This is a genomic window from Mesorhizobium sp. C268A (genome assembly GCF_040324475.1).
Taxonomy (GTDB): domain Bacteria; phylum Pseudomonadota; class Alphaproteobacteria; order Rhizobiales; family Rhizobiaceae; genus Mesorhizobium.
The window spans coordinates 4,061,937-4,085,859 of record NZ_JAMYVX010000001.1 but is presented as its reverse complement, the minus strand read 5'-3'; the positions used below and the strand labels follow the sequence as shown (position 1 = coordinate 4,085,859).

Genomic DNA, 23,923 nt, shown 5'->3' with positions numbered 1-23,923 from the left:
ACCGAGCAATGATCGAAATCCGCAGCGTTACCCGCAGCTATGGGGCGTTCAAGGCGCTCGACGACGCCTCGCTGACCATCAAGGAGGGCGAATTCTTTTCGCTGCTCGGCCCTTCCGGCTGCGGCAAGACTACGCTGCTGCGCATGATTGCCGGTTTCGACAACCCGACCAGCGGCTCGATCTCGGTCGGCGGCCAGTCGATGGAAGGCATCCCGGCCAACCGCCGGCCGACCAACATGGTGTTTCAGAGCTACGCCATTTTCCCGCATCTCAATGTCGAGCAGAACGTCGCCTATGGGCTGAAACGGCTGAAGCTGGGCGCGACGGAAGAAAAGCGCCGCGTCGAGGAGGCGCTGGCGCAGGTGTCGCTGATCGGCCTCGGTAAACGCCTCGCCACCGAGCTTTCCGGCGGCCAGCGCCAGCGCGTGGCGCTCGCCCGCGCTTTGGTGATGCGGCCCAAGGTGCTGCTGCTCGACGAGCCGCTGTCGGCTCTCGACAAGAAATTGCGCGAGCAGATGCAGGTTGAGCTGCGCCGCCTCCAGCAGGCGGTCGGCATCACCTTCGTGCTGGTCACCCACGACCAATATGAGGCGCTGGCAATGTCCGACCGGATCGCGGTGATGTTCGGCGGCAAGATCGCGCAGGTCGCCTCGCCCAAGGAAATCTACCAGCGGCCGGTCAACCGTCAGGTCGCCGACTTCCTCGGCGGCATGAACTTCGTCAAGGCTGAGATCGTCGAGGAGAATGCCGCCTCGCTGGTCGTCGACACGCTGGGCTTCGGCCGTGTCAGAACCGACAGGCCGAAGGCCTTCGTGCGCAACGGCGGCGGCGCCACTCTGGGCATCCGGCCTGAGCGCCTGCGGGTGCTGTGGGACAATGCGACGGCCAAATTCGAGGTCGCCGGCAAGGTGGTCGAACGCCATTACTTCGGCGAGATCACCCATCTGATCGTCGAGATACCGGGTCTGGAGAAGCCGCTGTCGGTGACCGAGACCAACGACTTCGGCGCCGACGACATCCCCGTCGGAACCTCGATCCGCCTTGCCTACGACCCCGAAGCGCTGGTGGCGATGGCGGACTGAAGCGCCGCCACGATTTCTTTGGCGGCGATGCGTCCCATCACGATCGCGCCTTCGATATAGCCCGGAAAGGACGGCGACAGTTCCGATGATGCGAAATGAACAGGAGTCGCGCCGTCACGGATCGTGCGCTCGGCATCCCGTGCCGTCACATCGACAATGAGGTCGCTGTAGGCGCCGCCACTCCAGCGGTCATGGATCCAGTCGCGCTGGCTGAAGTCTACAATGTCGGCAGCGTCCGGACCAAGGGCGCTCACCAGCCTCCCCGTCACTTCCGCACGCAAAGCCGAATCGCCGAGCGCATGCCAGCGCAGCGCCAACGGCCCGCCGACGAAGACGACGAGTGCGGCGTGGTTGATATCCTTGCTGGCATCGCAGGCGAACAGGCCCGGCAGGTCGAGCCACATCACCATGCCGCACAGGTCGCGCTCGCGCCAGAACGGTCGGGGATAGCGCACCAGGATCTTGATCACCGCGCCGCTTTCCCAGACGCCCAGCGCCTTGCCGAGAGCTGGCGGCAAGGCCGGCGCGAAATCGAGCCTCGCGGCCATTGCCGGCGGCAGCGCGACCAGCACTTTTCGTGCTTCGATGGTGCTGCTTGTCGAGACGACACGGACCCCATGCGGCCCATGCTCGATGCGCGTGACGGGTTCGCTGAGCAGCACCCGGTCGCCGAGATCGCCGGCCAGATCCTCGGCCAGCGACTGCATGGTCTCGAGCAGCGAATATTGCAGTTCCGGCACCTCGTTGGTGATGCGGCGGTCGTTGTCGATCAGGTGCCACAGCGGCACCTTGTCCATCGCCAGGCACCACAGGCCTTCGATCATCGACCGGAACGCCGTCTTGGCATCGGTGGGATCAGACTGATGTTCGAGCCAGGCGGCAACGCTCATGCCGGCGATCGAAGGGTCGTCCGGCTCGATCGCATTCATGCGCTCGCGGATCGCCATCGCGCCGTAATAGGTCCGTTCGGCCTGTTCGACCGACAGCGACGGATGGGTGATGAAATCGCCATCCACATAGGTCTCGACGAAAGCCTTGCCACGGGCCGCGGCCAGCGCCGTCACCTCCGGCATGTCTTCGCAGAAGAACTGGCCGCCGCTGTCGATCCGTTCGCCAAGCCCGTTGCGAACCGCTTCGACCCTGCCACCGACACGGTCGCGCGCTTCAAGCAGCACGAAATCGATGCCGGCCCGCTTCAGCACAAGCGCAGCCGACAGGCCGGTGAAACCGGCGCCGACGATGACGACGTCGGTTCTTTCCAATGCGGTGGTCAATAGCCGGCCTTGATCTTCTCGAACTCGGTGACCATGCGCTGCTTGAGCTCCGGCGGCACCGGCTGCTGGAACAGCGTCTTGTCGAGGAACTTGTCGAGATTGTCGAAGCCGCGGTCGCTCAGCACCTGGTGGTCGATCGCGGCCATGCCGGCGCCATTGCCGTGGCCATAGCCAAAGGTCTTGACCATGTAATCCGACACGCCGGGTGCGTTGACCGCGCTCAGGAAATCATAGGCCTGGTCGAGCTTGCCCGGAGCGTCCTTCATCAGCACATAGCCGCACACCCAGGTCGAGATGCCTTCCTTGGCGTCGCGGTTCATGGCAATCGGCATGCCTTGGCCCTTGAGCGTCACGAAGGTCTCGTTCCAGCCCCAGACGAGGTCGACCTCATTGCCGGTGAAGGCCTGGTTGAGATCGGTGTCGTCGGTCCAGTAGAAGCGGACATTCTTGTGGACGTCGCGCAGGAAGGCGGACGCCTCCTGGAACTGCGCATCGGTCATCTTGGTCCAGTCCTTGAGGCCGATGACCAGGCTTGCCAGCGCATAGGCATCGTCGACATTGTCGCCGATGGTGACGCGGCCCTTGAATTTCGGATCGGCGAAAATCCTCAGCGACTGCGCCTCTTCAGCCGTCACCTTGTCGGTGCGGTAGAGCAACGAGGTGTTGCCCCAGTCGAACGGCATGAACCAGGCCTTGCCGTCGGCGGTGACGGCGAGATCCTTCATCGCCATGATGCCGGGATTGAGGTCCTTCCAGCCGGCGATCCTCGATGTGTCGAGCGGCTGCAACATGCCGGCCGCACGCCATTTGGTCACGCTTTGCGAGCAGGGGTGGGCGATATCGGCCTTGAAGCCGGCCCGCATCTTCTCGAAGGCCTCGTCCTCGTCGCCGAAGAAAGCGAAAGTCGGCTCGGCGCCATGTTTGGCGGTGTAGTCGGGATGCAGCAGCGGATCCTCATAGCCCGACCAGTCGAACACGACGAGGTCGCCACCACCTTCGGCATAGGCCAGCACGGCGCCGGCGCCCACAGTTAAGGCAGCGGCAAGGGCAAGGCGGCGAAGCATGGAATTCATGGCGCGAAACTCCTCATCGCTAAAAAGCAGCCGGGCGACGTTACGGAATTTCAGCGACCTTGGCGAGACCGTCTGCCCGGCACAGTGACGGGCAGACGGATGAAGCCGGACGAGCTTTTAGTAGCCCGCTTTGATCTTCTCGAATTCGGCGATCATCTTGAGCTTGAGCGCCGACGGCACCGGCGATTGGAACAGGGTCTTGTCGACGAATTTCTGCACGTCGTCATAGCCCTTTTCCTTCAGGATCGCCGGGTCGACGCCGGCCATGCCCTTGGCATTGGCCTGGCCATAGCCCCAGTCCTTGACCAGCACTTTGGCGGTTTCCGGATCGTTGATCGCGTTCAGGTAGTCATAGGCCTTGTCGACATTGTCGGGTGCGTCCTTGAACAGGACGTAGCCGCAGACCCAGGTCGAAATGCCTTCGTCAGTGTCCTTCTTGGACTTGATCGGCACACCGGCGGCGACCGACTGTACCGTCGCATCGTTCCATGCCCAGGCGAGATCAACCTCGCCGCCGCTCAGCAACTGCACGACGTCGGTGGTGTCGGTCCAGTAGGAGCGCACATTCTTGTGCACCTGGCGCAGGAAATCGGACGCCTGCTTGAACTGGTCGTCCGTCATCTTGGTCCAGTCCTTCAGCCCGATGGCAAGGCTGGCCAGCGCATAGGCGTCGTCGACATTGTCGCCGATCGAGACCCGACCCTTGAACTTGGGATCGGCGAAGGCCTTTAACGACTGCACATCCTTGGCGTCGATCTTTTCGGAGTTGTAGGTGAGCTGGGTGTTGCCCCAGTCCCAGGGCATGAACCAGGCCTTGCCGTCGTCGGTGGTGGCAAGGTTCTTCATTGCCATGATGCCGGGATTGAGGTCCTTCCAGCCGGTGATCTTCGAGGTGTCGAGCGGCTGCAACAGGCCTGCCTCACGCCATTTGGTCACGCTCTGCGAGCAGGGATGGCCGAGATCGGCCTTGAAGCCGGAGCGCACCTTCTCAAATGCTTCGTCCTCGTCGCCGAAGAAGGCGAAAGTTGGCGAGTCGCCGTTCTTCTCGACATATTTCGGGTGGAAGCTCGGGTCTTCATAGCCGGACCAGTCGAACACGATCAGGTCCTTGTCGGCGGCAACCGCAAGCGCTGCGGCGGAAGCCGCGAGCGTTGCGGTCAGCGCCAATGTCAGTGTCAGGCGTCGGGCTATTCTTTTCATGCTGTTCCATCCTCTTTGTCGTTGCGTTGCCGGCTCGACTGGTCGGCTTCTGGTTATGGGTAGTGCTTGGGAAAAGCCGCGGCGAGGAATGCGTTTGCCGCTTGCAGGGCAGTTTCGCGAGTGGTGTCTTCGGTTCCCATCATCAGCCGCAGCCACAACCCTTCCAGCATGGCCGACAGCGCCAGCGCCATCACCTGCGGCTCATAGGCATAGCCGCCGCTCTGCTTGAGCGTCGCGCAGAGGTCGATGAAGACCTGCTGGTAGTATGCGTCCCGGGAACTGCTCAGCGCCTGATAGGTCGGCCGCGACTTGGCCTCGCCCCAGAACGCGCACCAGGCGGCGAGCTTGCGCTTGTTGCAGATCGAGCGGTCGAAGTCGGCCCACACCAGGACCTGCAGTTGGCGGGCTGGATCGTCCCCTGCTTTCTGCAGGGCAGCGCGCCAATGCGCCGAATACTCGTCATACATATGCTGCAGCGTCGCGATGAGCAGCTTCTCCTTGCTCTCGAAATGGAAGTTGACGATACCGCGCGACAGGCCGGCGCCATCGGCGACATCGGCCATCGTCGTCTCCGAATAGCCGCGCTTGGCCAGCGAATCGATCGTCGCCTCGATCAACTGCTGTTGCCTGACCTCCTTCGACGCCTTGCGGCCGCGTTTTTCCGGTTCGTTTTTTCCAGACGTGTCGGAGGATCGCTCTTCGCGCGCTGCAGCTTTCATCGGTGCCGTCATGCTCCACATTGCCGGCTATCCCACCATAGCCGGCTTCTACCCACGAAGATGAGTGGGACGGTGCTCACCACTGTCAAGCACCTTCTGCATGGCTTCCCAGGTTCGTATGTTCTTGTCGACATAGGCCGCCCCAACCGCTGCCGCCGCCGTCCGGTAGAGCGGGCCTTTCAGCCTTTCCAACTCGCCGCGCGCGACCTCGCGATACCATGGGTTGCGGTCTTGGACCGCGACATCGGCAAAGCCGGCGCGGCGCATCGCCTGCGCATAGCGCGCCGGCGAAGCCATGGCGAAGGACAAGCCTTCAGCCACGACATAGGCTTTCATCTCAGGCGACGGTTCGCCGTCATGGCCAATCAACCAGTCGGAGGCGGCAAAGACGCCCCCCGGTTTCAGCACGCGGAAAATCTCGCCAAACAGCGCATCCTTGTCGGGCACGTGCAGCAGCGCATCCTTGGAGAAGACGACATCGAACGAACCTTCGGCAAAAGGCAGCGGCCCCGGCGGCGCCTGGATGAAGCTGGCGCGATCTGAAAGCCCGCGCACGGCGGCGCGTTTCATGGCCGCCTCGATCACTGGGTGTTCAATGTCGAAGCCGGTGGCATGGGCAGCGCCATGGCGGTCGATCAGATGCAGCGCGATACCGCCTGAGCCGCAGCCAATATCGAGGATGGTCTTGCCCTTCAGCGAGAGCCCTTCGATCACCCGGTCGACCTCGTCTGGCCCGCCCGGCGACAGGTACCCCTCGCCCCACAACGCTTCGAGGAAGCGGATGGCGGTGTCGTCATATTCCGGTTCGGCATCTGCCCCTTCTGTCATCGAACCTCGGTCCCGTCAGCCGAACTCACCACGTTCGATTGCCGGCAAAGCGTAGCGCATACCAAAGAAAACGCAAGACTATTTGTTGAACATTCATTCAATATGGCTGGACAAAATGCCGGCTGCCATGCCAAATTTCGCGCAATCGGGAACGAGATCACGCAAAATGAACAGCGGATCGCCTAGGGAAAACGGACGAGAATGAAAGCTTGGGATGCGATCATCATCGGCGGCGGACACAATGGCTTGGTCAACGCCTGCTACCTGCAGCGCGCCGGGCTCGACGTGCTGGTGGTGGAGAAGAACGATTGGGTCGGCGGCGCCGCCACCAGCCGCGAACTGACGCCGGGTTTCCTCTATTCCAACTGCTCCTATGTCTGCTCGCTGTTTCGCCCCGAGATTATGCGCGACCTCGAACTGCCGCGCTTCGGTCTGCAGGTCATCTCCTACGAGGGCGGCGCCGTGTTCACCCGCGACGGCGACTACCTCGCCAATTACCGCGACCACGATGCGCACCGGCGCGAGTTCGCCCGCTTCTCCAGGCGCGACGCCGAAGCCTACGATCGCTATTCGCGCGACGTGACGCGGCAGTGCCGCTTCATCCAGCCACTGCTGATGCGCACCGCCCCTGATCCGACCAGTTTTCGGCCACGCGACCTCGGCGAACTTCTCTATCTCGGCAAGAAATTCGCCGGCCTGTCGGCCGAGGAAATGGCGCTGACGCTGCGCTTCTGGACCATTTCGATCTCGGAATTCCTCGATGAATATTTCGAGACCGACGTCGTCAAGGCGAACTTCGCTCTGTCCGGCATCATCGGCACCGCGCTCGGGCCGATGTCACCCGGCACGGCCTATGTGCTGCTGCATCACTATATGGGCGAGGTCGATGGCTCGGTCGGCGCCTGGGGCTATGCACGCGGCGGCATGGGCGCCGTCACCAAGGCGCTTGCCGCCTCGTTCAAGGCTAGCGGAGGCACCATCCGAACCGGCGCCGAGGTCGACCATGTGCTCGTCGGCAGGGGCAAGGCGAAGGGCGTGGTGCTGGCCGGCGGCGAGGAGATTTACGGCAAGCTCGTCGTCTCCAACGCCGACGTCAAACGCACCTTCCTCAAGCTGGTCGAGGAAAAGGAACTGCCCGACATCTTCCTGCGCCGTGTGAAGAACTTCAAAATCCGCGGCTCATCCGGAAAGGTCAACATCGCGCTGGATTCCCTGCCGGAATTCCCGGCGCTGCCGAAGGATTCGCCGGTCTATCGCGGCGACATGCATTTCACCGATTCGATGGAGCGCATGGAACGCGCCTATGACGACTGGAAGGCTGGCCGCTGGTCGGCGGACCCGTTCCTCGACATGGTCATCCCGACGACGCTCGACCCGACGATGGCGCCGCCCGGCAAGCACTTCATGAGTTGCTTCGTGCAGTACGCCCCGCCCAAGGTGAACGGCCGCGACTGGACCGATGCCGATCGCGACGGTTTCGCCGAAAGCGTGATCGCGCAGATCGCCGAATACTCGCCGGGCTTCCGCGACCGCATCGTCCACATGGAAGTCCGCACGCCGCGCGAGATCGAGGCCGAGGTCGGCCTCACCGAAGGTAATATTTTTCAGGGCGAACTGACCTTCGACCAGCTGCTGTTCAACCGCCCGGTGCCGGGCTACGCGCAGTACCGCTCGCCGGTTGGCGGCCTCTATATGTGCGGCTCCTCGACCCATCCCGGCGGCGGCGTCATGGGCGCACCCGGCCGCAATGCGGCAGCCGAGATCCTACGCGACCTCGCCAAATCGACCTCCCATATGAGCCCGGCCCATGACGTCATTTGATGCCATCGTCATTGGCGGCGGCCATAACGGCCTTGTCGCTGCCGCCACGCTGGCCAAGGCCGGCCGCAAGGTGCTGGTGCTGGAAGCTGCCGGCGACGTCGGCGGCGCCGCGCGGACCGAAGAGTTTGCGCCGGGTTTTCGCGTCTCGTCGATCGCCCATGTGCTGAACCGCCTGCATCCCGACGTGGTGAAGACGCTGGAGCTGGAAAAGCACGGGCTGCAAATCGCGCGCGCCGACTTCATGCCGTCGGTTGCCCTATCCAAGGATGGCCCGTCGCTTGTCCTGCATGGCGCCTATGGCGAAGTGCTGACCGGCTCCAATCCGTCCGAGCAGTCCGCGTGGAAGGAATTGCGGGCGCAGTTGCTGCGCTATGCCGGCGTATTGAAGCCGTTCCTGTCGCGGCGCCCGCCTGATCTCGGCGGCATGTCGCTGCTTGAAACCGTAGGGCTTGGCCAAACCGCCCTGGCGTTGAAAAAGCTCGGCAAGGAAGATATGCGCGACTTCCTGCGCGTGCTCCTGATGAACGTCGCCGACCTGCTTGACGAGCAGCTTGCCGATGTCAGGCTGAAGGGCCTGCTCGCCTTCGACGCCACGCTGGGCAGCCATCTCGGTCCGCGGTCGCCAACCTCCCTGCTCGACCTCCACTACCGGCTGGCGGGCGAGACCGGTGGTGCGGCCGGCGCGCAGATGCTGCCGAAAGGTGGCATGGGTGCGGTCGTCACCGCCATCCGCGCAGCGGCGGAGAAAGCCGGCGTCACCATCCGCACGGCCGCCCCCGTTGCGAAGATCATCGTCGAGAAAGGCCGCGCCGTCGGCGTCGCGCTCGACAGCGGCGAGGTGCTGCGTGCGAGAACCGTCGTTTCCGCCATCAACCCGGCGACCACCATGCTCGACCTCGTCGGGCCGCGCGAGATCGATACCGGCTTCGTCCGCAAAGTGAAGAACATTCGCATGAAAGGCGATGCGGCGAAGCTTCATCTGGCGCTCGACCGGCCGCCCCAATTTTCTGGCGTCGACGAGGATAGTCACAAGGGCCGTCTGGTCATCGCGCCTTCGCCCGACTATGTCGAACGCGCCTTCAACCCTTCCAAATACGGTGAGTTCTCGCCCGAACCGGTGATGGAGATCACCCTGCCCTCACTTGCCGACCCGTCGCTTGCGCCAAGCGGTGCCTGCGTGCTGTCGGCTGTCGTGCAGTACGCGCCCTACGCGCTGAAAGAAGGCTGGGACGCCGGCAAGCCGAAATTCCTCAAGGCGATCATGGCGCAGCTCGAGGTTTATGCCCCCGGTATCGGCAAGTGCGTGCTGCATGCCGAGCTTTTGACGCCGGCCGATATCGAAGCCAATTACCGCATGCCTGGCGGCCACTGGCACCACGGCGAATTGCAGGCCGACCAGATGCTGATGTCGAGGCCCGTCTCCGGCTGGTCGGGTTACGACACGCCGGTCGACGGCCTGTTCCTGGCCGGCGCCGGCTCGCATCCCGGCGGTGGCGTCTCCGGCGCCCCTGGCTTGAACGCGGCGCGGGGCATTATCGCGATGAAGGGGTGAGCATGATTTTGCAGTTCGCCAACGCCGCACTCTACGGCGCCCCCCTCTGTCCTGCCGGACATCTCCCCCACCTGGGGGGAGATCAGCAGCTTCGGCGCGGCCGCTTATTCTTGAAATGTTGGCGATTAGCGAAAGCCGCGATGACGGCCAATCTCCCCTCTCGTGGGGCGGGCAGGACAGAGGGGGGCGCGAAGGATCGCTATCATGAACCATCAACCCACCGTCAAACCATCAAAAACTCGCATCGCTGCGCAGTCGCATTTCCGCACGCTGCGTCTCGGCACGCCGTTCCAGCCGCGCATCGACGCATTGGCCAAGACCCAGGATTGGTACAATTGGGCCGGCTACCGCGCGCCGCATTCGCTGTGGGACGAGGAGCTCGAATATTTCGCCATTCGCAGCCAGGCGGCTTTGTTCGACATCTCGCCGATGACCAAGTACCGCGTCGAGGGACTGGATGCCGAAGCCTTCCTCGATCGCGTCACGCTGCGCGATGTCACCAAGCTCAAACCCGGCCGCGTCCACTACACCGCGTGGTGCGACGACGAAGGTTTCGTGCTCGATGACGGCACGCTGTTTCGCCTGTCGCCGACACGCTTCCGCCTGTGTTCGCAGGAGCGGCACCTGCCCTGGCTGCTCGACAGCGCGATTGGCTTCGACGTTAAGGTCGAGGAAGAGACCGAAACCGTCGCCGGCCTGGCGCTGCAAGGCCCGACCTCGTTTGCGGTCCTGCACGATGCCGGCTTCGCCGGCGTCGAGAGATTGAAGATCTTCGACCTCGCCGAGTTCCCGCATGATGGCGGCACGCTCACCATCTCGCGCACGGGCTTTACCGGCGACCTCGGCTACGAACTGTTCGTGCCGGCCGACAAGGCGCTGAGCCTCTGGGACCGGCTGATGATATCAGGCGAACTGCGCGGCATCCGCGCCATCGGCTATGCCGCCTTGAACCGTGCTCGGTTGGAAGCCGGCCTGATCGTCGCCAATGCCGACTTCACCACCGCCGAGCATGCCATCCGCGCGGACCGCCTGCGCATGCCGGACGAGATCGGCCTCGGCTTCATGGTCGACTTGGAAAAAAGCCATTTCAACGGCCGCCGCGCCATCCTCGAAGCCCGCGCCAAGCGCAATCTGCGCTACGTGCTGGTCGGGCTGGAGATCGAAGGCAACATGCCGGCCGAACACGCCATCGTCTATCACAAGAAGCATCAGGAGGTCGGACTGGTCAGCGCCGCCATGTGGTCGCCGATGGCCAAGCGCAACATCGCCATCGCCTCGCTGGCGCGGCCCTATGGTGATACGATGGTGGAAGACCTCTGGGTCGAGATCTACGCCATGCGCGAGTTGCAGTACCAGAAGCTGATGAAGCGGGCCAAGGTGGTGGCGCGCCCCTTCATCAAGCTCGACCGCCGCATCGCCAATCCGCCAGCGGATTTCTGACCATGGCCGACCAACTGGATGATGAGGCGGAAGCCGCCGAACAGTGGCAACTGGTCAACACGCCGCTCGGCGAGAAATGGTCTGGCCGCACGCGCTATGCCGCAGCCATGTACTTCTACAAGCGCGGCGAAATGAGCGCCGAGACGCTCGAAGTCTACCGCATCTGCGCGCGGCTGGACTCGGAGAACCCGCTGCCGATCATCAGGAATCGCGGCGCCGGCCAGGACTGGCTGAAGCGCATGGGCGCCTAGCCTATCGTCCTCTCAAGAACGTTGAGCCAGTTGCGGTAAGCAATCTTCTCGATCAACGCGCGTCCGAAGCCACGCGCGGCCAGCGCGTCGATCAGCTTTGGCAGGCCGGCGACGTCGCCAATGACGGCCGGAATCATCGCCCCGTCGAAATCGGAGCCGAGACCGACGCCGTCCTCGCCCAGCGCCTGCAGCAGCGAATCGACATGGCGCACCATGATGTCGAGGCTGGTGTCTGAATTCATCCGCCCATCTTCACGCAGGAAGCCGGTGGCAAAATTCAGCCCGACCATGCCGCCGGTGTCGCGGATGGCGCCGAGCTGCCAGTCGGTCAGGTTGCGCGAGTGGGTGCACAGCGCGTGCACGTTCGAATGGGTGGCGACCAGCGGCGCATCGCTGAGCGCGGCGACATCGCGAAAGCCCTTCTCGTTGAGATGCGACAGGTCGATCATGATCTTCAGCTGATTGCAGGCCTTGACCAGCGCCTTGCCGGCATCGGTCAACCCCGGCCCGGTGTCGGGCGACGACGGAAAGCGGAACGGCACGCCATGGCCGAAGGCATTGGGGCGGCTCCAGACGATACCGAGCGAGCGCAGGCCGGCTTCATAGAGCACATCGAGCAGCGTAAGTTCGGGGTCGATCGCCTCGACGCCTTCGATGTGAAACACCGCAGCGATCGAGCCTTTCGCCATCGCCTCGCTGATATCACCGGCGCTGCGGCAGACTGTCAGCGCGCCCGCGCGCTCCAGCCGAAACAGGATCGAGGCCATGCCGATGGTGGACGTCAGCGCGTCGGCGCGCGGCAGTTCCGGCGGCAATGGCTCGTTGTCGCTCGGCGCCGGCGGCACCGCGGCGCGCTTGGACTTCTCGACCGGCGGCGGGAAGATTGCGAACATGCCGCCGGCAAAGCCGCCCTTCTTGGCGCGCGGCAGATCGATATGGCCGCCCTGCGTTCCCTCGATGAACAGCTTTTCGACGTCCGTGTCTTTCGACTGGTAAAGTCTCAGCAGCGTGTCGTTGTGGCCGTCAAAGACGGGGACGAGATCGGATTCGGTCATCAGGAAGCCATTCGATTGAGGAGCTGCAGGCGCAAACCGCGCCTGCGGGCGATACCTCTATCTAGGCAAGATGGCCGAAGCGCGCAAATGCCAGACGCGTGTTTGCGTTGCCTGGCCTATTGCTTCAGCACATCGGCCCATTCCGGGTGGCGGCGGAACTGGGCGTTGGCGAACGGGCAGAGCGGTATGATCTTCTTGCCCACTGCCCGCGCATCCTCGACGGCGCGGGTGACGAGCCGAAGCCCGGCGCCCTGGCCGCGAAACACGTCCGGCACTTCGGTGTGATCGATGATGATCTGGTGCTCGCCGACCTTGGTGAAGGTCATCTCCGCCTCGGCGCCGCCCGGCCCGCGCAGGACATAACGGCCCTTCGAGCCGCGGTCCTCGAGTTCGATGTCAGGCAATTGGTCAGGCATTGCTTGCTCCTTCAACCGGCGCGTCGGCGAAGAGTCGCCTTGCCGCTTCGATCTCGTTCGGCCGCACCTCGTGGCCACCATCGTGCCATTCCACTGTGACATCGGCACCATCGGCGCGCAAATAGGCTTCCAGCCGCGACGTCAGGTTGGGCGGGCAGATCGGGTCGCGCTTGCCGGCGGTGACCAGGATGCGGCGGCCGGCGAGGCTGCCCTTCACCTCAGGTTCGAACGGGATCAGCGGATGCATCAGCACCGCCGCGTCGAACAGCTCAGGCGCGGCGAACACCACCGAAGCCAGGATGTTGGCGCCGTTGGAATAACCGAGGCCGAGCACCGAGGACGGCTTTGCCGCTTCGACCTGCGCCTTGATGAAGCCGGCCATCTTGCCGGCCGCCCGGGTGAGGTCGTCCATATCGTAGACGCCCTCGCCGGTGCGGCGGAAGAAACGCGCCGCACCATGTTCGGAAACATCGCCGCGCGGCGACACGATGGTCGCCTGGGGCGCGAGGTCGCGCCCCAGAGACAGCAGCTGGTTTTCGTCCGCCCCGGTACCGTGGAAGACGAAGAGCAGCGGGCCGCCGGGCGAACCCGGCAGCGCCTTATGAATGTAAGCGTCCTTGCTCATTGTCTCAGCCTTCCAGCTTCTGCAGATGTTCTTCAAGATAGGGCCGCAGATGCTGGTGCTGCGTCGGCAGTTTCAGCGCCTCGCCGAGATGCGCGGTGTCCTCGTCGCGGTCGAAACCCGGCTCGTTGGTGGCGACTTCGAACAGCACGCCGCCGGGCGTGCGGAAGTAGATCGCCCAGAAATAATCGCGGTCGATCACCGGTGTCACGCCATAGCCCGTATCGATCAGTGCCTTGCGCACTTCGAGTTGCTTGGCGCGATCCTCCACCGCGAAGGCGACATGGTGGACCGAGCCGGCGCCGAGATTGGCGAAGCCAGCCGTCGGCAGCGATTCGATGTCGACGACATCAGCGCCGTTGCCGTTCTTGATGGCGAGCCGGCTGACATTGCCAGACTTGTCGACCTCCTCGTAACCCATGAACTTCAACAGCTCTTCGGTGGCGCCGCCATCCTTGAGGCGAAGCGACACCGAGTGGAAGCCGCGTATCGCCTCGTCGGCGGGAACGCCGCCTTTCAACCATGGCGCGCGGCTGTCCGTTTTGTCTTCGACCAGCGCGAAACCGTCGCCGTCGGGACCGGCGAAGGCCAGCCGCTTCTCGCCGAACGTTTCCTCGCGAGCGAGGCCGGCAACGCCCTCATCGGCAAAACGCTTTTCCCAATAGTCGAGCGTGCCCGCCGGCACCGAATAGGCCGTGGTGCCGACCTCGCCGACGCCGTGGCGGCCCCTGGCAATGTCCGGGAACGGAAAATAGGTCATCACCGAACCCGGCGTACCGTGTTCGTCGCCATAATAGAGGTGGTAGACGTCGGGCGCGTCGAAATTAACAGTCTTCTTGACCCGGCGCAGGCCAAGCTTGTGGGTGAAAAAATCATTGTTCTGGCGCGCATCGCCGGCCATCGACGTCACGTGATGCAGGCCCTTGATCTGGTCGAGCATAGTCTGCTCCTTCCCTTGGTGTTTGCGGCCCTTGCCGCTGTCCACGCCAATATGAGGATACACCGGGCGACGGCAAAGGCGGCAAACTCAGAATGGACTGTATCCAAATGGTGAACGGCAGAAAATTTTCGTTCACCATTTCAGCAAGACTGACAGGCTTGCACCGCCGCCAGGATTCAGTTCATTGAACGTCTTGCCCGACGTGACAGGATAGAGCCATTGGCCGCGAAAAGCAGACGCCCGAACATCCTGTTGATCTCCTGCGACCAATGGCGCGGCGACTGCCTGTCGGCTGCCGGCCACAAGGTGGTGAAGACGCCGAATGCCGATGCGCTCGCCGCCGAAGGCGTCCTTTTCAAGCGGCATTACGGCGGCGCGGCGCCCTGCTCGCCGGCACGTGCCTGCCTCTACACCGGCCTCTACCAGATGAACAATCGCGTCTGCCGCAACGGCACGCCGCTCGACGCCCGCCATGGCAACATCGCGCTGTCGGCCCGCGCCCTTGGCTATGATCCGACTTTGTTCGGCTACACCGACGTCTCTTCCGATCCGCGCACAATGGCTCCGGGTGACCCCCGGCTGAAGAGTTACGAGGGCGTGCTGCCCGGCTTCAGCGTGCGCCAGTTCCTGCCTGAGCATCAGAAACCATGGCTGTCATGGCTGAAGGCACGTGGCGTCGACACCAGCGCGGGCTCTCCCGGCATTCACCGTCCCGTGGGCGGGGAAGCGGGCGACGCCGTGACCAACGCGCCGCCTGTCTATTCCAGGGACGAGACGCCGACCGCTTTTCTTGCCGGCGAATTCATTCGCTGGCTGGACGAACAGGATTCGCCATGGTTCGCGCATGTCTCCTTCATCAGCCCGCATCCGCCCTTTGTCGTACCGCAGCCCTACAACACTCTGTATGATCCGGCGGACGGACCGCCCTTCCGCCATGTCGAGACTTGGCAGGCCGAGGCGCAAAGGCATCCCTATCTGGCTTACGACCTTGGTCGCCAGAAGCGGAGAAGCTTCCGCCCCGGCACCGACGGCCACGTGCGCGACTGGGGCGGCGACAACATCCGGGCCATCCGCGCGATCTATTACGGCATGATCTCGGAGGTCGACGCGCAGCTTGGCCGCATCTGGCAAGCGATCAAGACGGCGAATGCATGGGATGACACCATCATCGTGCTGACTTCGGACCACGCCGAGATGATGGGCGACCATTTCATGCTGGGCAAAGGCGGCTTCTTCGACGGCAGCTATCACATCCCATTGATCGTGCGCGACCCACGACGCGGCAATGCAGCCGGCTCGATCGTCAACCACTTCACCGAGGCAGTCGACATCTTTCCGACTTTGCTCGATCTGCTTGACGCCGACGCCCAGCTGCATCTCGACGGCCGCTCGCTAAAACCGTTCCTGCAAGATGAACCGCCTAAGGATTGGCGCGACGCGGCGCATTGGGAGTTCGACTTCCGCTCGATTGCCAGCGGTGAGGCCGAACGGCATTTCGGCATCGGCTCGCGCCAGTGCAACCTCGCCGTCATCCGTACGGAAAAATTCAAATACGTGCATTTCGGCGGCGGCCTGCCGCCGCTGCTTTTCGACATGGAGAAGGATCCGGGCGAACTGGCCAACGTTGCCGCCGACCCGGCCTATCTCAGCGTGCGGCTTGAATTTGCCGAGCGGCTGCTTGCCTGGCGCGCCGAGCATCTTGACCAGTCGTTGGCGCTTGCAGAGCTGACGGACGAAGGGGTGGTGGGTATGTGGGTAGGCAGTAGGCAGTAGGCAGTAGGCAGTAGAATGTTCTGGCGGCTAATGCCTCGTCACTCGGTTTTCGCCTACTGCCCAATCCCTACTGCCTATTCCCTTACTGCACCATCATCCGCTGCTGGTCGCGCTTCTCAGCATAGCTGCCCTTGTCATAGGCGGCCTGCGCCTGCAGCTGCTCCTTGGTGAAGTTGGTGTAGAGATATTTGTTGCCGTCCTTGTCGGTCATGAATTTGAGCTTGTCCATGCCGACCGCGACCTCCTTGGCGCCGATGCCTAGAAAGCCGCCGACATCGATGATGACGGCATCCGGCTTGCTGTCGGGCGTGAGCACGACGTCGCCGATCTCGCCGACCTTGGCGTCGTTGGCGCCATAGACGGTGGTGCCCTTCAGGTCGTCGCCTCTGATGTTACCGACCGGCATTTCGGTCAGTGTGGACTTGTCGATCGCTGCCGTTTGCGTCGGATCGGTAGCCTTTGTCCCGGCCGGAGCTTCCGCGGTCTTGTCCGCTGGCTGAGCATTGTCAGCCGGTGCAACGGCCGTCGGGGCAGCCGGAGCAGTCGGCTGCGTCGCGTCGGAGGTTGTCGTCACGGGCGCCGGATCATAGGGCTTCCGGTCGAAATCAGGCTGCGCCTGCAGTTCCTCCTTGGTCGTCTGCGCCACCAGCCAGCGATCGCCGTTCTTTTCGGCCCACCGCGCCTTGGCGAAATCATAGGTGACGTTCTTTTCACCCATGCCGAGGAAGCCGCCGACGCCGATCACCAGCGACTGCGCCTTGCCATCCTTGGTCAGCACGATGTCGTTGACGTCGCCGATATTCTGGGCATCGTCGCCAGTGCCATTGTAGACATTCTCGCCGATGATGTTGGTTGCGAGATTGCCGTCAGCGCGTTTCACCGCCGGTTCTGACGGCGCGGCGTTGAGATCAACCGGCTTCTGCGGGTCGTTCTGCGCCGTGGAAGCAGGCGCCGAGGCCGGATCGTAGGGCTTACGGTCGAAGTCGGGCAGCGCCGTCAACGCTTCTTTCGTCGTCTCGGCGACGAGCCAGCGGTCACCATTCCTCTCGACCCATTGCAACTTGCCGTAGTCGAAGGCGACGTTCTTGCTGCCTATGCCGAGGAAGCCGCCAACGCCGATAATGGCGGATTTCGCCTGGCCGTTTTCATCGAGGACGACGTCGCTGACGTCACCGATCTTCTGCGCATCGTCGCCAGTGCCATTGTAGACGGACTCGCCGATGATATTGGTCATCAGCGCGCCGTCGGCCTGTTGTGTCGCCGGCGCGATGGTAGCAGGGGCTTCAGCCGGCGCTGGGGTCGTCGCCGGGGCCGTCGTTGACTGCGCAAACGCACCGGTAGCGATCAGCGTTGCGAGTGCGGTCGTCGCGAACAGTGTGCGGATCATGATTAAGTCTCCTCTTGCGTGATCTCGTGCGCGCCGCAATCGGCAAACCACTTGCCGGGAGACCGAAGGCGGCGCCTCCAATGGGATCACAACGTTGTGACAAGGCGCTTGTTCCGAAAAAACGGGAGCATCGAAACACCCCGGGCAAGTCCGTGGAATCGCCGGACTTTCCACCCGGCCGATGGAACCTTTCCCAAGCTTGCCCGTTTCAGCCTGCGGCTGGCATTCCGACCACTAAAAAAGAACACGGAGCGGGGCATGCGATTTGCAGCGGTGCTGAACCGGGACGGCGGCACCTTGCGGACCACCGATCTTTCCGCGCTAACCGACCGCATGCGCCAGACGCTTGAGACGGCTGGTCACTCCATCGATATCGACATCGTCGCCGGCAAGGAGATTGTCGCGGCGCTCGACAAGGTCGCCGCGCGACGCGACATCGACGTCGTGCTGGCCGGTGGCGGCGACGGCACCATTTCGGCCGCCGCGGGGCGGCTGATGAATGGCAAGAAGGCGCTGGCCGTCCTGCCTGCAGGAACCATGAACCTGTTCGCCCGCGGCCTTGGAATTCCGCAGACCATCGATGGCGCGCTGAAGTCCTTTGCCGACGGCGAGATCATGGCGGTCGATATCGCGAGCGCGAATGGCCGGCCGTTCGTGCATCAGTTCTCGATCGGCCTGCACGCCAGGATGGTGAAGCTGCGCGACAATATGGAATTCGCCTCGCGCCTGGGAAAGATTCGCGCCTCGGCCAAGGCCGCTTGGACGACGATCAACAATCCTCCAGCCATGAAGGTGACATTGACGGTCGGCGAAGCCGAAATCGTGACCCGCATCAGCGGCATCGGCATTTCCAACAATCTGTTTGGCGAAGGCCATCTGCCTTATGCCGACAATCCTGCCGGCGGCGTGCTCGGCATCTATGTAACCGTGGCGCGGCAGCGTGGCGAGCTGGTCAGGGCGCTCTTCGACATGGCTCGAGGCAGGTGGCGCGACAGCGACCATGTCGAAACTCATCAGGCCGACAAGGCAATCGTGAAAATCCATACAGGGAGCAAGAAATTCGGCGCCGTCATCGACGGCGAACTGGTCAAGCTGGAGCGTGAAACGACAATCCAGATCCACCCTGGCGCGCTGAACGTCCTGGTTCCGGCGCAAGCCGCCCAGGCAAAGGCCGCCTGATGCGATTACGAATGACGAGGAAAACCCTAGCCGCCCGACTGCCCCTCGCCGGCTGGCGCGCTCTGGTCGGCCGGCGCGGTCTGGCCGGTGGGCTGCCCCTGGCTTTCAGGGGTATCTGGATCGATCTTTTGGCCATAAATCTCGGCCGCTCCCCAAGCAATGAAAGCCAGGAGCAGCGCGGCGACCAGTATGCGCAAGCCGTGCCAACCCCAGCGCCCCTGACGGGCTTTGTTTTCAGGGGCGATCTTGGTCATCGGCGGCGTTCCTATCGTGCAACCGGCATGGTGGATAAAACCATCGCTGGCGAAACATGGTGGGGTAACGATTGCTTGCTACAAAAGTTCCGGCGCGCGACGGCCGCGCAAGATGCGCGCCACCGCGGGTGGGGCCTGCAAGCGAGGGGGCTTGGTGGATAGCAAGGTGCCGAAGCAGGTTTGTTTGCCGGTTGAAGTCCGCCGCGCCGTGGTGGCGCCGGAGCGGCTTGCCGTACTGCACGGGCTTGACGCGATCGACACCGACTCCGATCCCGACTTCGATCGCATCACCGGCCTAGCCGCCGCCGTGATGCGGGCGCCGATCGCGCTCGTCACGCTGCTCGACACCGAACGACAGTGGTTCAAATCCTGTGTCGGCTTCAACGAGACCGAAACCGCGACCGACATATCGTTCTGCGCCCATACCATTGCCGCCGGCGACGAGCCCATGGTGGTGCCGGATGCCAGCATCGACCCTCGCTTCTCCCGCAACCCGCTGGTCACCGGCGAACACCATGTCCGCTTTTATGTCGGCGCGCCGATGGTGGTTGCCGGCGCGCGCGTCGGTACGGTGTGCGTACTCGACCGGGAGCCGCATGAATTTCCGTCCGCTGCCGCGCTCGATCATTTGAAATCGCTGGCCAGCCTCGCCGCCAGCCTGTTTACCCTCAAGGACGCCACCCGCAGCGGCGCCATTGCCACGGCTGCTTTGGCGCAGGAGGAAAAGCGCCGAGCCATAGCGCTCGATGCCGCCTCGCTCGCCAGTTGGGCCTGGGATATCCGCACCGACATGATCGAATGCGACGTGCGTTTGTCGGAGCTGTTCAACCTGCCGCGTTCGAACCGGCTGCGGGCGCGCGACATTTTGGCCGCCATCGACCCGCGCGACGTCTACCAGACCGAGACGCGCTTTCGCGATGCCCTGACCGGCAGCGACGACTATTTCGGCGAATACCGGGTCAAAGGCTTCGATCCGCCGCGCTGGATAGTCACCCGCGGCCGCGTCATCGAGCGCGACGGCGAAGGCAAGCCGACGCTTATCTTTGGCGTCAACTACGACATCTCGGAACGCAAGCTCGGCGAGGACCGGCAAAGGCTGCTGCTGCGCGAGCTCAACCATCGGGTCAAGAACACGCTGGCAACGGTGCAGGCGCTGGCGACGCAGACCGTTCGCCACGCTCGCCGCCCAAGCGAATTCCTGGAAGCCTTCGGCGCCAGGCTGCAGGCGCTGGGCGCAGCCCATAACCTGCTGTCGGATCGCGAATGGCGCGGAATCGGTATTCGCGAACTGATGCAGATCGAGGTCAAGCCGTTCGATTCGGCAGAACGGCCGCGCATCGTGATCTCCGGTCCGGAGCTGCTGCTTTCGCCCGACCAGGCGGTGGGGCTCGGCCTGATCATGCACGAACTGGCCAGCAACGCGCTGCAATACGGATCGCTGTCGGTTGGCTCGGGGAAGGTCGATGTCGACTGGAAGGCGGCGGGCAAGAAAGGCGCGCGCCGCCTTGTGCTGACCTGGATCGAAAGCGGCGGGCCGAAAGTCGACCCGCCGGAACGCCAGGGCTTCGGCTCTATCCTGATCCGCCGCAGCCTCGCCAAGGTTTTGTCGAGCGAAGTGACCCACGAATTCCGCGCCGAAGGCGTGTTCGCCGAAATATCGATGCCGCTTGAAGATCTGCCGGCTTAAAGCAATTTCAGAAGTGCGAAGCGGTTTTCCCGGGAACAGCGTATCAGCGCGACGCGCTTTAGTCGGCTTCGCTGTCTGGATCGCCCGGATCCGGTTTGACGTTCTCGCGGTAGATGGCATAGGCCGCGAGCGCGATCATCGGGCCGAGAATGACGCCCTTCCCGCCTTTCCCCTTGAGCAAGGCCGGCAGCACGGCAAGCGCCGCGGTGATACCGAGCGCCTTCAGGTCGGCATTGCGCCTTCGCGCACGTCGGCGTGCACGCGTTCCAGCCGCAAGTTGATGAATGAGCACGATAAGCCCGGCCAGTACCAGGAAACCAGCGGCGAAGCCAAGACAGGCGGCCATCGAGCCATAACGGTCAGCCGCCCAGATGTAGGCCGCCCCCAGGAGAAACCCGAGGCCGCACAGGGCAGCCACGGCGGCGAGCCCGTAGACGATTGCCGCCGTGCGCGCGCGGCGCATGGCGGCAATGGCTTCACCCGAGGCCAAGGCCGAGATAAGCGGTGCCAGCATGCCCATCTCTGTCGAAACTAGCGCCGGGCAAGAAGCGCAAACAGGAAGCCGACGCCGGCCGCGATCGCCAGTGAAGTGACCGGCTTCTCGCGCACATTGGCCGTGATCTGGGCCTCAAGATCCTTGGCGTTGCCACGCAGGCTGTCGAAGACGGCTTCGCCCTGCGCGCGCAACTGGTCGACGCCTTCGGCAGCAGCGCGCCGCGCCGTGCCGTAACCATGTTCGCCGGTCTTGGCCAATTGCTTGGTCAACTTTTCGATATCCGCCTTCAACTGCCGAATGTCGGCTTCCAGGTCGGCGTTCGTCTGACTTTCGTTGGCGGTTTTTCCTGCGGCAGTTGCCATTCTAAACTCCTTGCGTTTGCTTGGCTTCAAACGCCCGACACACGTCATGGTTCCGAAATCGGAAACCGTATCCATGAAAGGGTGTTTGCAAGTGCGAGTCCAGCCCCAGATGGAGGCCTGCCTGTCAGATCAGCGGCCGACGGCCTTCGCTTAGGCCCTCCCAGCGCGCGAGATCCTTCAGCCCCTCCCCGTCGATCACTTCGCAACCGCCGTCGCGCCAGGCGATCAGCTTGCGATCGATGAGCTTGCGGATCGTCTTGTTGGTGTGGACCAGCGACAGGCCGAGCGTATCGGCGACATGCTGCTGGGTAATCGGGATTTGCACCGGCGCCTTGCCGTTGAGCCCGACTGCCGCCGCGCGGCTGGCGATGAAGGCTATGAGATAGGCGGTGCGCTCGACCGCCGTGCGCCGACCGACGCTGAGCAGGTTCTCGTCCAGCATGCGCTCCTCGCGCGACGCCAGCCAGGTAATGTCGTAAGCAAGGCCCGGATGGTTGCGGTAGAGCTCGTGCAGGTTTTCACGCTCGAAGACGCACAACAGCATGGGCGACAGCGCCTCGACCGAGTGCTGCATTTCGCCCATCAGGCTGCCCTGCAGCCCGATAAGATCGCCGGGCATGGAGTAGTTCAGGATCTGGCGCCTGCCGTCCGACAATAGTTTGTAGCGGAAGGCCCAGCCCGAAAGCACGGTGTAGAGATGAGCACTTTGGCTGCCTTCGACCAGCACTGTGGCGCCCTTGTCGACGGCCAGTTCGCCCTTCTTGAACATGCTGACATAGGCAAGCTCCTGCTTCTCGAATTCCCGGAACACCGGCAATGGCCGAAGCGGGCATATCTCGCATGGGTACTGACGGCTGGAAAACGAGCGACCGTTCTGGCCCGACATTTCGATCCCTCTTTCGAAAGTCTCTTGCCAGAGACTGAGTGCTACGCCTTTGCAAGGCCGCGGTTCCGCTGCCGATGGCATGTCTTTTTTAAATGACAGGATGGCAAATAGCGATCATGACTCGCTACACTCCATTGAGGCGAATTCGAAGCTCGCTTGTGGAGTAGAGCCGGTGGGCGAACTTTTCGGATTAAGGCCTGACCGATCCCCCCAAGGTCCGCGATGCGGTTGACTGGAGTCACTGTACCCGATGCTGCAAGAATTGAGGAGAGATTGCCAAGTGCCGCCATTGCTTGAGGGATTGCGAATTCTTGTCTTGGAGGATGAATTCCTGATCGCCATGGATGTCGAGCAGCTTTGCCGCGACCATGGCGCGAGCGACGTAGTGATTGCCCGCGCTCTGGCCGAGATCGATGAGCAGAAGGTCGTTGGCGAGTTCGACGCCGCTATCGTGGACCTCATGCTGGGCGGAACGTCCACACTCGATTTCGCCGCGCGGCTGCGCCAATCGGGCCTGCCGTTTGTCTTTGCCTCCGGCTATTCGGACCCCGATGAGATCAAAGGGTCCTTTCCCGGCATCCGCCTGGTCACCAAGCCTTATTCGGGGACCGATCTCGTCGAGGCTCTGGCGGCGGCCTGCGGCCGCGCGCCAGTCTGAGATATCTTCGATGCGTATGTGTAGAGAGCCCAGGCCCGCAAACGGGGCCTCCGCCGTCAGGCAGCGTTTGAACCCGTCACCTGGGACGAGATCGCGTCCGGCCCGTATTCGTCTTCGCCGGAGATTTTGAGGATCTCCTGCAACCGCGTGCGGGCCCGGCTGACCCGGCTCTTGATCGTTCCGACCGCACAGCCGCAGATTTCGGCGGCCTCTTCATAGGAAAAGCCTGAAGCGCCGATGAGGATGATGGCTTCGCGCTGGTCCTCGGGGAGTTGCTCGAGCGCGCCGCGGAAATCCTTGAGGTCAAGCTGGCCGTGCTGAGCCGGATGAACGGCAAGCCTGGCCGTCATGATGCCGTCGCTGTCCTGCACCTCGCGGCCGCGCTTGCGCATCTGGGAATAGAACTCGTTGCGCAGGATGGTGAACAGCCATGCCTTGAGATTGGTGCCGGGCTGAAAGCTCTCATGCTTGTCCCAAGCCTTGACCAGCGTCTCCTGCACCAGATCGTCGGCCTTGTCGGCATTCTGCGTCAGCGACACGGCAAAAGCCCGCAGGCTCGGGATCGAGCCGAGCAGGTCGGTCTTGAACCCTTGTGAGACAGCTGCCATGCCTCAGTCCTTCTTCTGTGCAGGTTCGGCCTTTTCCAATTGGCTGAGCAACTGGGCAAAGCGATCCGGCACATTGTCCGAGACCAGCTCGTCATAATATTGTTTGAGTTTGCGGCCGATTTCCGAATTCGCCCCGAGCGGGTCGCCGGAATTGGCCCGGCGCCTGTCAGCGGCGCCAGCCAGCGTTTCTTTATTCATGTCCTTCATTTCGCCCTTAAATCCAGCGCCCCGAGCCGCCCCATTACACAACGCAAAGCGGCCCCCTCGTCTGGTTGCCCATCGCACCACAAACGTCGCCCGTACGGTTTCGTTCCACAAGTCTCGGAACTTTTTCGCAAAACCCGCGTTTGGGTGTTGGGG

The 23,923-nt window shown here is 63.2% G+C and carries 25 protein-coding genes; 9 read left to right on the top strand and 16 right to left on the bottom strand.

Annotated elements, in window-relative coordinates; all coding sequences use genetic code 11:
• Positions 1-8: 8 nt before the first annotated feature.
• On the top strand, positions 9-1,082 hold the full coding sequence (locus NKL06_RS19950; protein WP_023693703.1) for an ABC transporter ATP-binding protein: 1,074 nt from the start codon (positions 9-11) through the stop codon (positions 1,080-1,082).
• Here the strand turns inward: NKL06_RS19950 and NKL06_RS19945 are convergent.
• From NKL06_RS19945 to NKL06_RS19925, 5 genes are all read right to left on the bottom strand, one after another.
• A complete protein-coding gene (locus tag NKL06_RS19945; RefSeq protein ID WP_023693702.1) occupies positions 1,046-2,356 on the bottom strand; it encodes a flavin monoamine oxidase family protein in 1,311 nt (436 codons plus the stop codon). The two genes, NKL06_RS19950 and NKL06_RS19945, sit on opposite strands and share 37 nt — an antisense overlap.
• Positions 2,353-3,429, bottom strand: coding sequence for an extracellular solute-binding protein (locus NKL06_RS19940; RefSeq protein ID WP_023693701.1), 1,077 nt, complete (start codon positions 3,427-3,429; stop codon positions 2,353-2,355). Before NKL06_RS19940 ends, NKL06_RS19945 begins: the two co-directional genes overlap by 4 nt.
• A gap of 117 nt (positions 3,430-3,546) precedes the next feature.
• Positions 3,547-4,629: an ABC transporter substrate-binding protein gene (locus NKL06_RS19935; protein WP_023693700.1), complete on the bottom strand. Its 1,083-nt coding sequence runs from the start codon at positions 4,627-4,629 to the stop codon at positions 3,547-3,549.
• A 53-nt stretch (positions 4,630-4,682) separates the two neighbouring features.
• A complete protein-coding gene (gene betI, locus NKL06_RS19930) occupies positions 4,683-5,348 on the bottom strand; it encodes a transcriptional regulator BetI (protein ID WP_023693699.1) in 666 nt (221 codons plus the stop codon).
• Between the two features lie 48 nt (positions 5,349-5,396).
• On the bottom strand, positions 5,397-6,176 hold the full coding sequence (locus tag NKL06_RS19925) for a methyltransferase domain-containing protein (protein WP_031208770.1): 780 nt from the start codon (positions 6,174-6,176) through the stop codon (positions 5,397-5,399).
• 201 nt (positions 6,177-6,377) lie between these two features.
• Between NKL06_RS19925 and NKL06_RS19920 the strand changes: the two genes are divergently transcribed.
• From NKL06_RS19920 to NKL06_RS19905, 4 genes are all read left to right on the top strand, one after another.
• On the top strand, positions 6,378-7,997 hold the full coding sequence (locus NKL06_RS19920; RefSeq protein WP_023693698.1) for a phytoene desaturase family protein: 1,620 nt from the start codon (positions 6,378-6,380) through the stop codon (positions 7,995-7,997).
• Entirely contained in the window at positions 7,984-9,549 is a 1,566-nt protein-coding gene (locus NKL06_RS19915; RefSeq protein ID WP_023693697.1) for a phytoene desaturase family protein, read from the top strand. Before NKL06_RS19920 ends, NKL06_RS19915 begins: the two co-directional genes overlap by 14 nt.
• 204 nt (positions 9,550-9,753) lie before the next feature.
• Positions 9,754-10,989 (top strand): aminomethyl transferase family protein, encoded by a 1,236-nt coding sequence (locus tag NKL06_RS19910; protein WP_023693696.1) that lies wholly within the window; start codon positions 9,754-9,756, stop codon positions 10,987-10,989.
• 2 nt (positions 10,990-10,991) lie between these two features.
• Positions 10,992-11,240, top strand: coding sequence for a hypothetical protein (locus NKL06_RS19905; RefSeq protein WP_023693695.1), 249 nt, complete (start codon positions 10,992-10,994; stop codon positions 11,238-11,240).
• Here NKL06_RS19905 and NKL06_RS19900 read toward each other — a convergent pair.
• The 4 genes from NKL06_RS19900 to NKL06_RS19885 all read right to left on the bottom strand — a co-directional run bounded on the left by NKL06_RS19900 (position 11,237) and on the right by NKL06_RS19885 (position 14,273).
• Positions 11,237-12,295 (bottom strand): dipeptidase, encoded by a 1,059-nt coding sequence (locus NKL06_RS19900; protein WP_023693694.1) that lies wholly within the window; start codon positions 12,293-12,295, stop codon positions 11,237-11,239. The two genes, NKL06_RS19905 and NKL06_RS19900, sit on opposite strands and share 4 nt — an antisense overlap.
• A 116-nt stretch (positions 12,296-12,411) precedes the next feature.
• Positions 12,412-12,711: a GNAT family N-acetyltransferase gene (locus NKL06_RS19895; RefSeq protein WP_023693693.1), complete on the bottom strand. Its 300-nt coding sequence runs from the start codon at positions 12,709-12,711 to the stop codon at positions 12,412-12,414.
• Positions 12,704-13,336, bottom strand: a complete 633-nt coding sequence (locus tag NKL06_RS19890) for an alpha/beta hydrolase (protein WP_023693692.1) — start codon at positions 13,334-13,336, stop codon at positions 12,704-12,706. Before NKL06_RS19890 ends, NKL06_RS19895 begins: the two co-directional genes overlap by 8 nt.
• 4 nt (positions 13,337-13,340) lie before the next feature.
• Entirely contained in the window at positions 13,341-14,273 is a 933-nt protein-coding gene (locus NKL06_RS19885; RefSeq protein WP_023693691.1) for a VOC family protein, read from the bottom strand.
• 219 nt (positions 14,274-14,492) lie between these two features.
• On the opposite strand from NKL06_RS19885, the gene NKL06_RS19880 reads away from it, so the two are divergent.
• Entirely contained in the window at positions 14,493-16,046 is a 1,554-nt protein-coding gene (locus NKL06_RS19880) for an alkaline phosphatase family protein (protein ID WP_023693690.1), read from the top strand.
• A gap of 82 nt (positions 16,047-16,128) precedes the next feature.
• Here the strand turns inward: NKL06_RS19880 and NKL06_RS19875 are convergent, their stop codons facing one another.
• Complete coding sequence (locus NKL06_RS19875) at positions 16,129-17,433, bottom strand: PRC-barrel domain-containing protein (RefSeq protein WP_023693689.1); 1,305 nt, start codon at positions 17,431-17,433, stop codon at positions 16,129-16,131.
• 258 nt (positions 17,434-17,691) lie between these two features.
• Here NKL06_RS19875 and NKL06_RS19870 point away from each other — a divergent pair, with 258 nt between their 5' ends.
• The gene (locus tag NKL06_RS19870; RefSeq protein ID WP_023683959.1) at positions 17,692-18,612 is read left to right on the top strand and encodes a diacylglycerol/lipid kinase family protein; all 921 of its coding nucleotides are present in this window, start codon (positions 17,692-17,694) and stop codon (positions 18,610-18,612) included.
• A 26-nt stretch (positions 18,613-18,638) separates the two neighbouring features.
• On the opposite strand, the gene NKL06_RS19865 is transcribed toward NKL06_RS19870, so the two are convergent.
• Positions 18,639-18,866: a hypothetical protein gene (locus tag NKL06_RS19865; RefSeq protein WP_023693688.1), complete on the bottom strand. Its 228-nt coding sequence runs from the start codon at positions 18,864-18,866 to the stop codon at positions 18,639-18,641.
• 112 nt (positions 18,867-18,978) lie between these two features.
• On the opposite strand from NKL06_RS19865, the gene NKL06_RS19860 reads away from it, so the two are divergent.
• Entirely contained in the window at positions 18,979-20,553 is a 1,575-nt protein-coding gene (locus NKL06_RS19860) for an HWE histidine kinase domain-containing protein (protein WP_081725542.1), read from the top strand.
• Positions 20,554-20,611: 58 nt separating this feature from the next.
• Here NKL06_RS19860 and NKL06_RS19855 read toward each other — a convergent pair whose 3' ends face one another.
• The 3 genes from NKL06_RS19855 to NKL06_RS19845 form a co-directional block, all read right to left on the bottom strand.
• Positions 20,612-21,073 carry a hypothetical protein gene (locus NKL06_RS19855; protein WP_023683962.1) on the bottom strand — a complete coding sequence of 154 codons (462 nt, stop codon included), beginning with the start codon at positions 21,071-21,073 and terminating at the stop codon, positions 20,612-20,614.
• An 11-nt stretch (positions 21,074-21,084) separates the two neighbouring features.
• Positions 21,085-21,411, bottom strand: a complete 327-nt coding sequence (locus tag NKL06_RS19850; protein ID WP_023670092.1) for an ElaB/YgaM/YqjD family protein — start codon at positions 21,409-21,411, stop codon at positions 21,085-21,087.
• 124 nt (positions 21,412-21,535) lie between these two features.
• Positions 21,536-22,297 carry a Crp/Fnr family transcriptional regulator gene (locus tag NKL06_RS19845; protein ID WP_023670093.1) on the bottom strand — a complete coding sequence of 254 codons (762 nt, stop codon included), beginning with the start codon at positions 22,295-22,297 and terminating at the stop codon, positions 21,536-21,538.
• 280 nt (positions 22,298-22,577) lie between these two features.
• Here NKL06_RS19845 and NKL06_RS19840 point away from each other — a divergent pair, with 280 nt between their 5' ends.
• On the top strand, positions 22,578-22,955 hold the full coding sequence (locus NKL06_RS19840) for a response regulator (protein WP_023693686.1): 378 nt from the start codon (positions 22,578-22,580) through the stop codon (positions 22,953-22,955).
• Positions 22,956-23,011: 56 nt separating this feature from the next.
• Here the strand turns inward: NKL06_RS19840 and NKL06_RS19835 are convergent, their stop codons facing one another.
• Positions 23,012-23,563: a sigma-70 family RNA polymerase sigma factor gene (locus NKL06_RS19835; protein WP_023670095.1), complete on the bottom strand. Its 552-nt coding sequence runs from the start codon at positions 23,561-23,563 to the stop codon at positions 23,012-23,014.
• A 3-nt stretch (positions 23,564-23,566) separates the two neighbouring features.
• On the bottom strand, positions 23,567-23,770 hold the full coding sequence (locus NKL06_RS19830; RefSeq protein ID WP_023670096.1) for a NepR family anti-sigma factor: 204 nt from the start codon (positions 23,768-23,770) through the stop codon (positions 23,567-23,569).
• Positions 23,771-23,923: the final 153 nt, after the last annotated feature.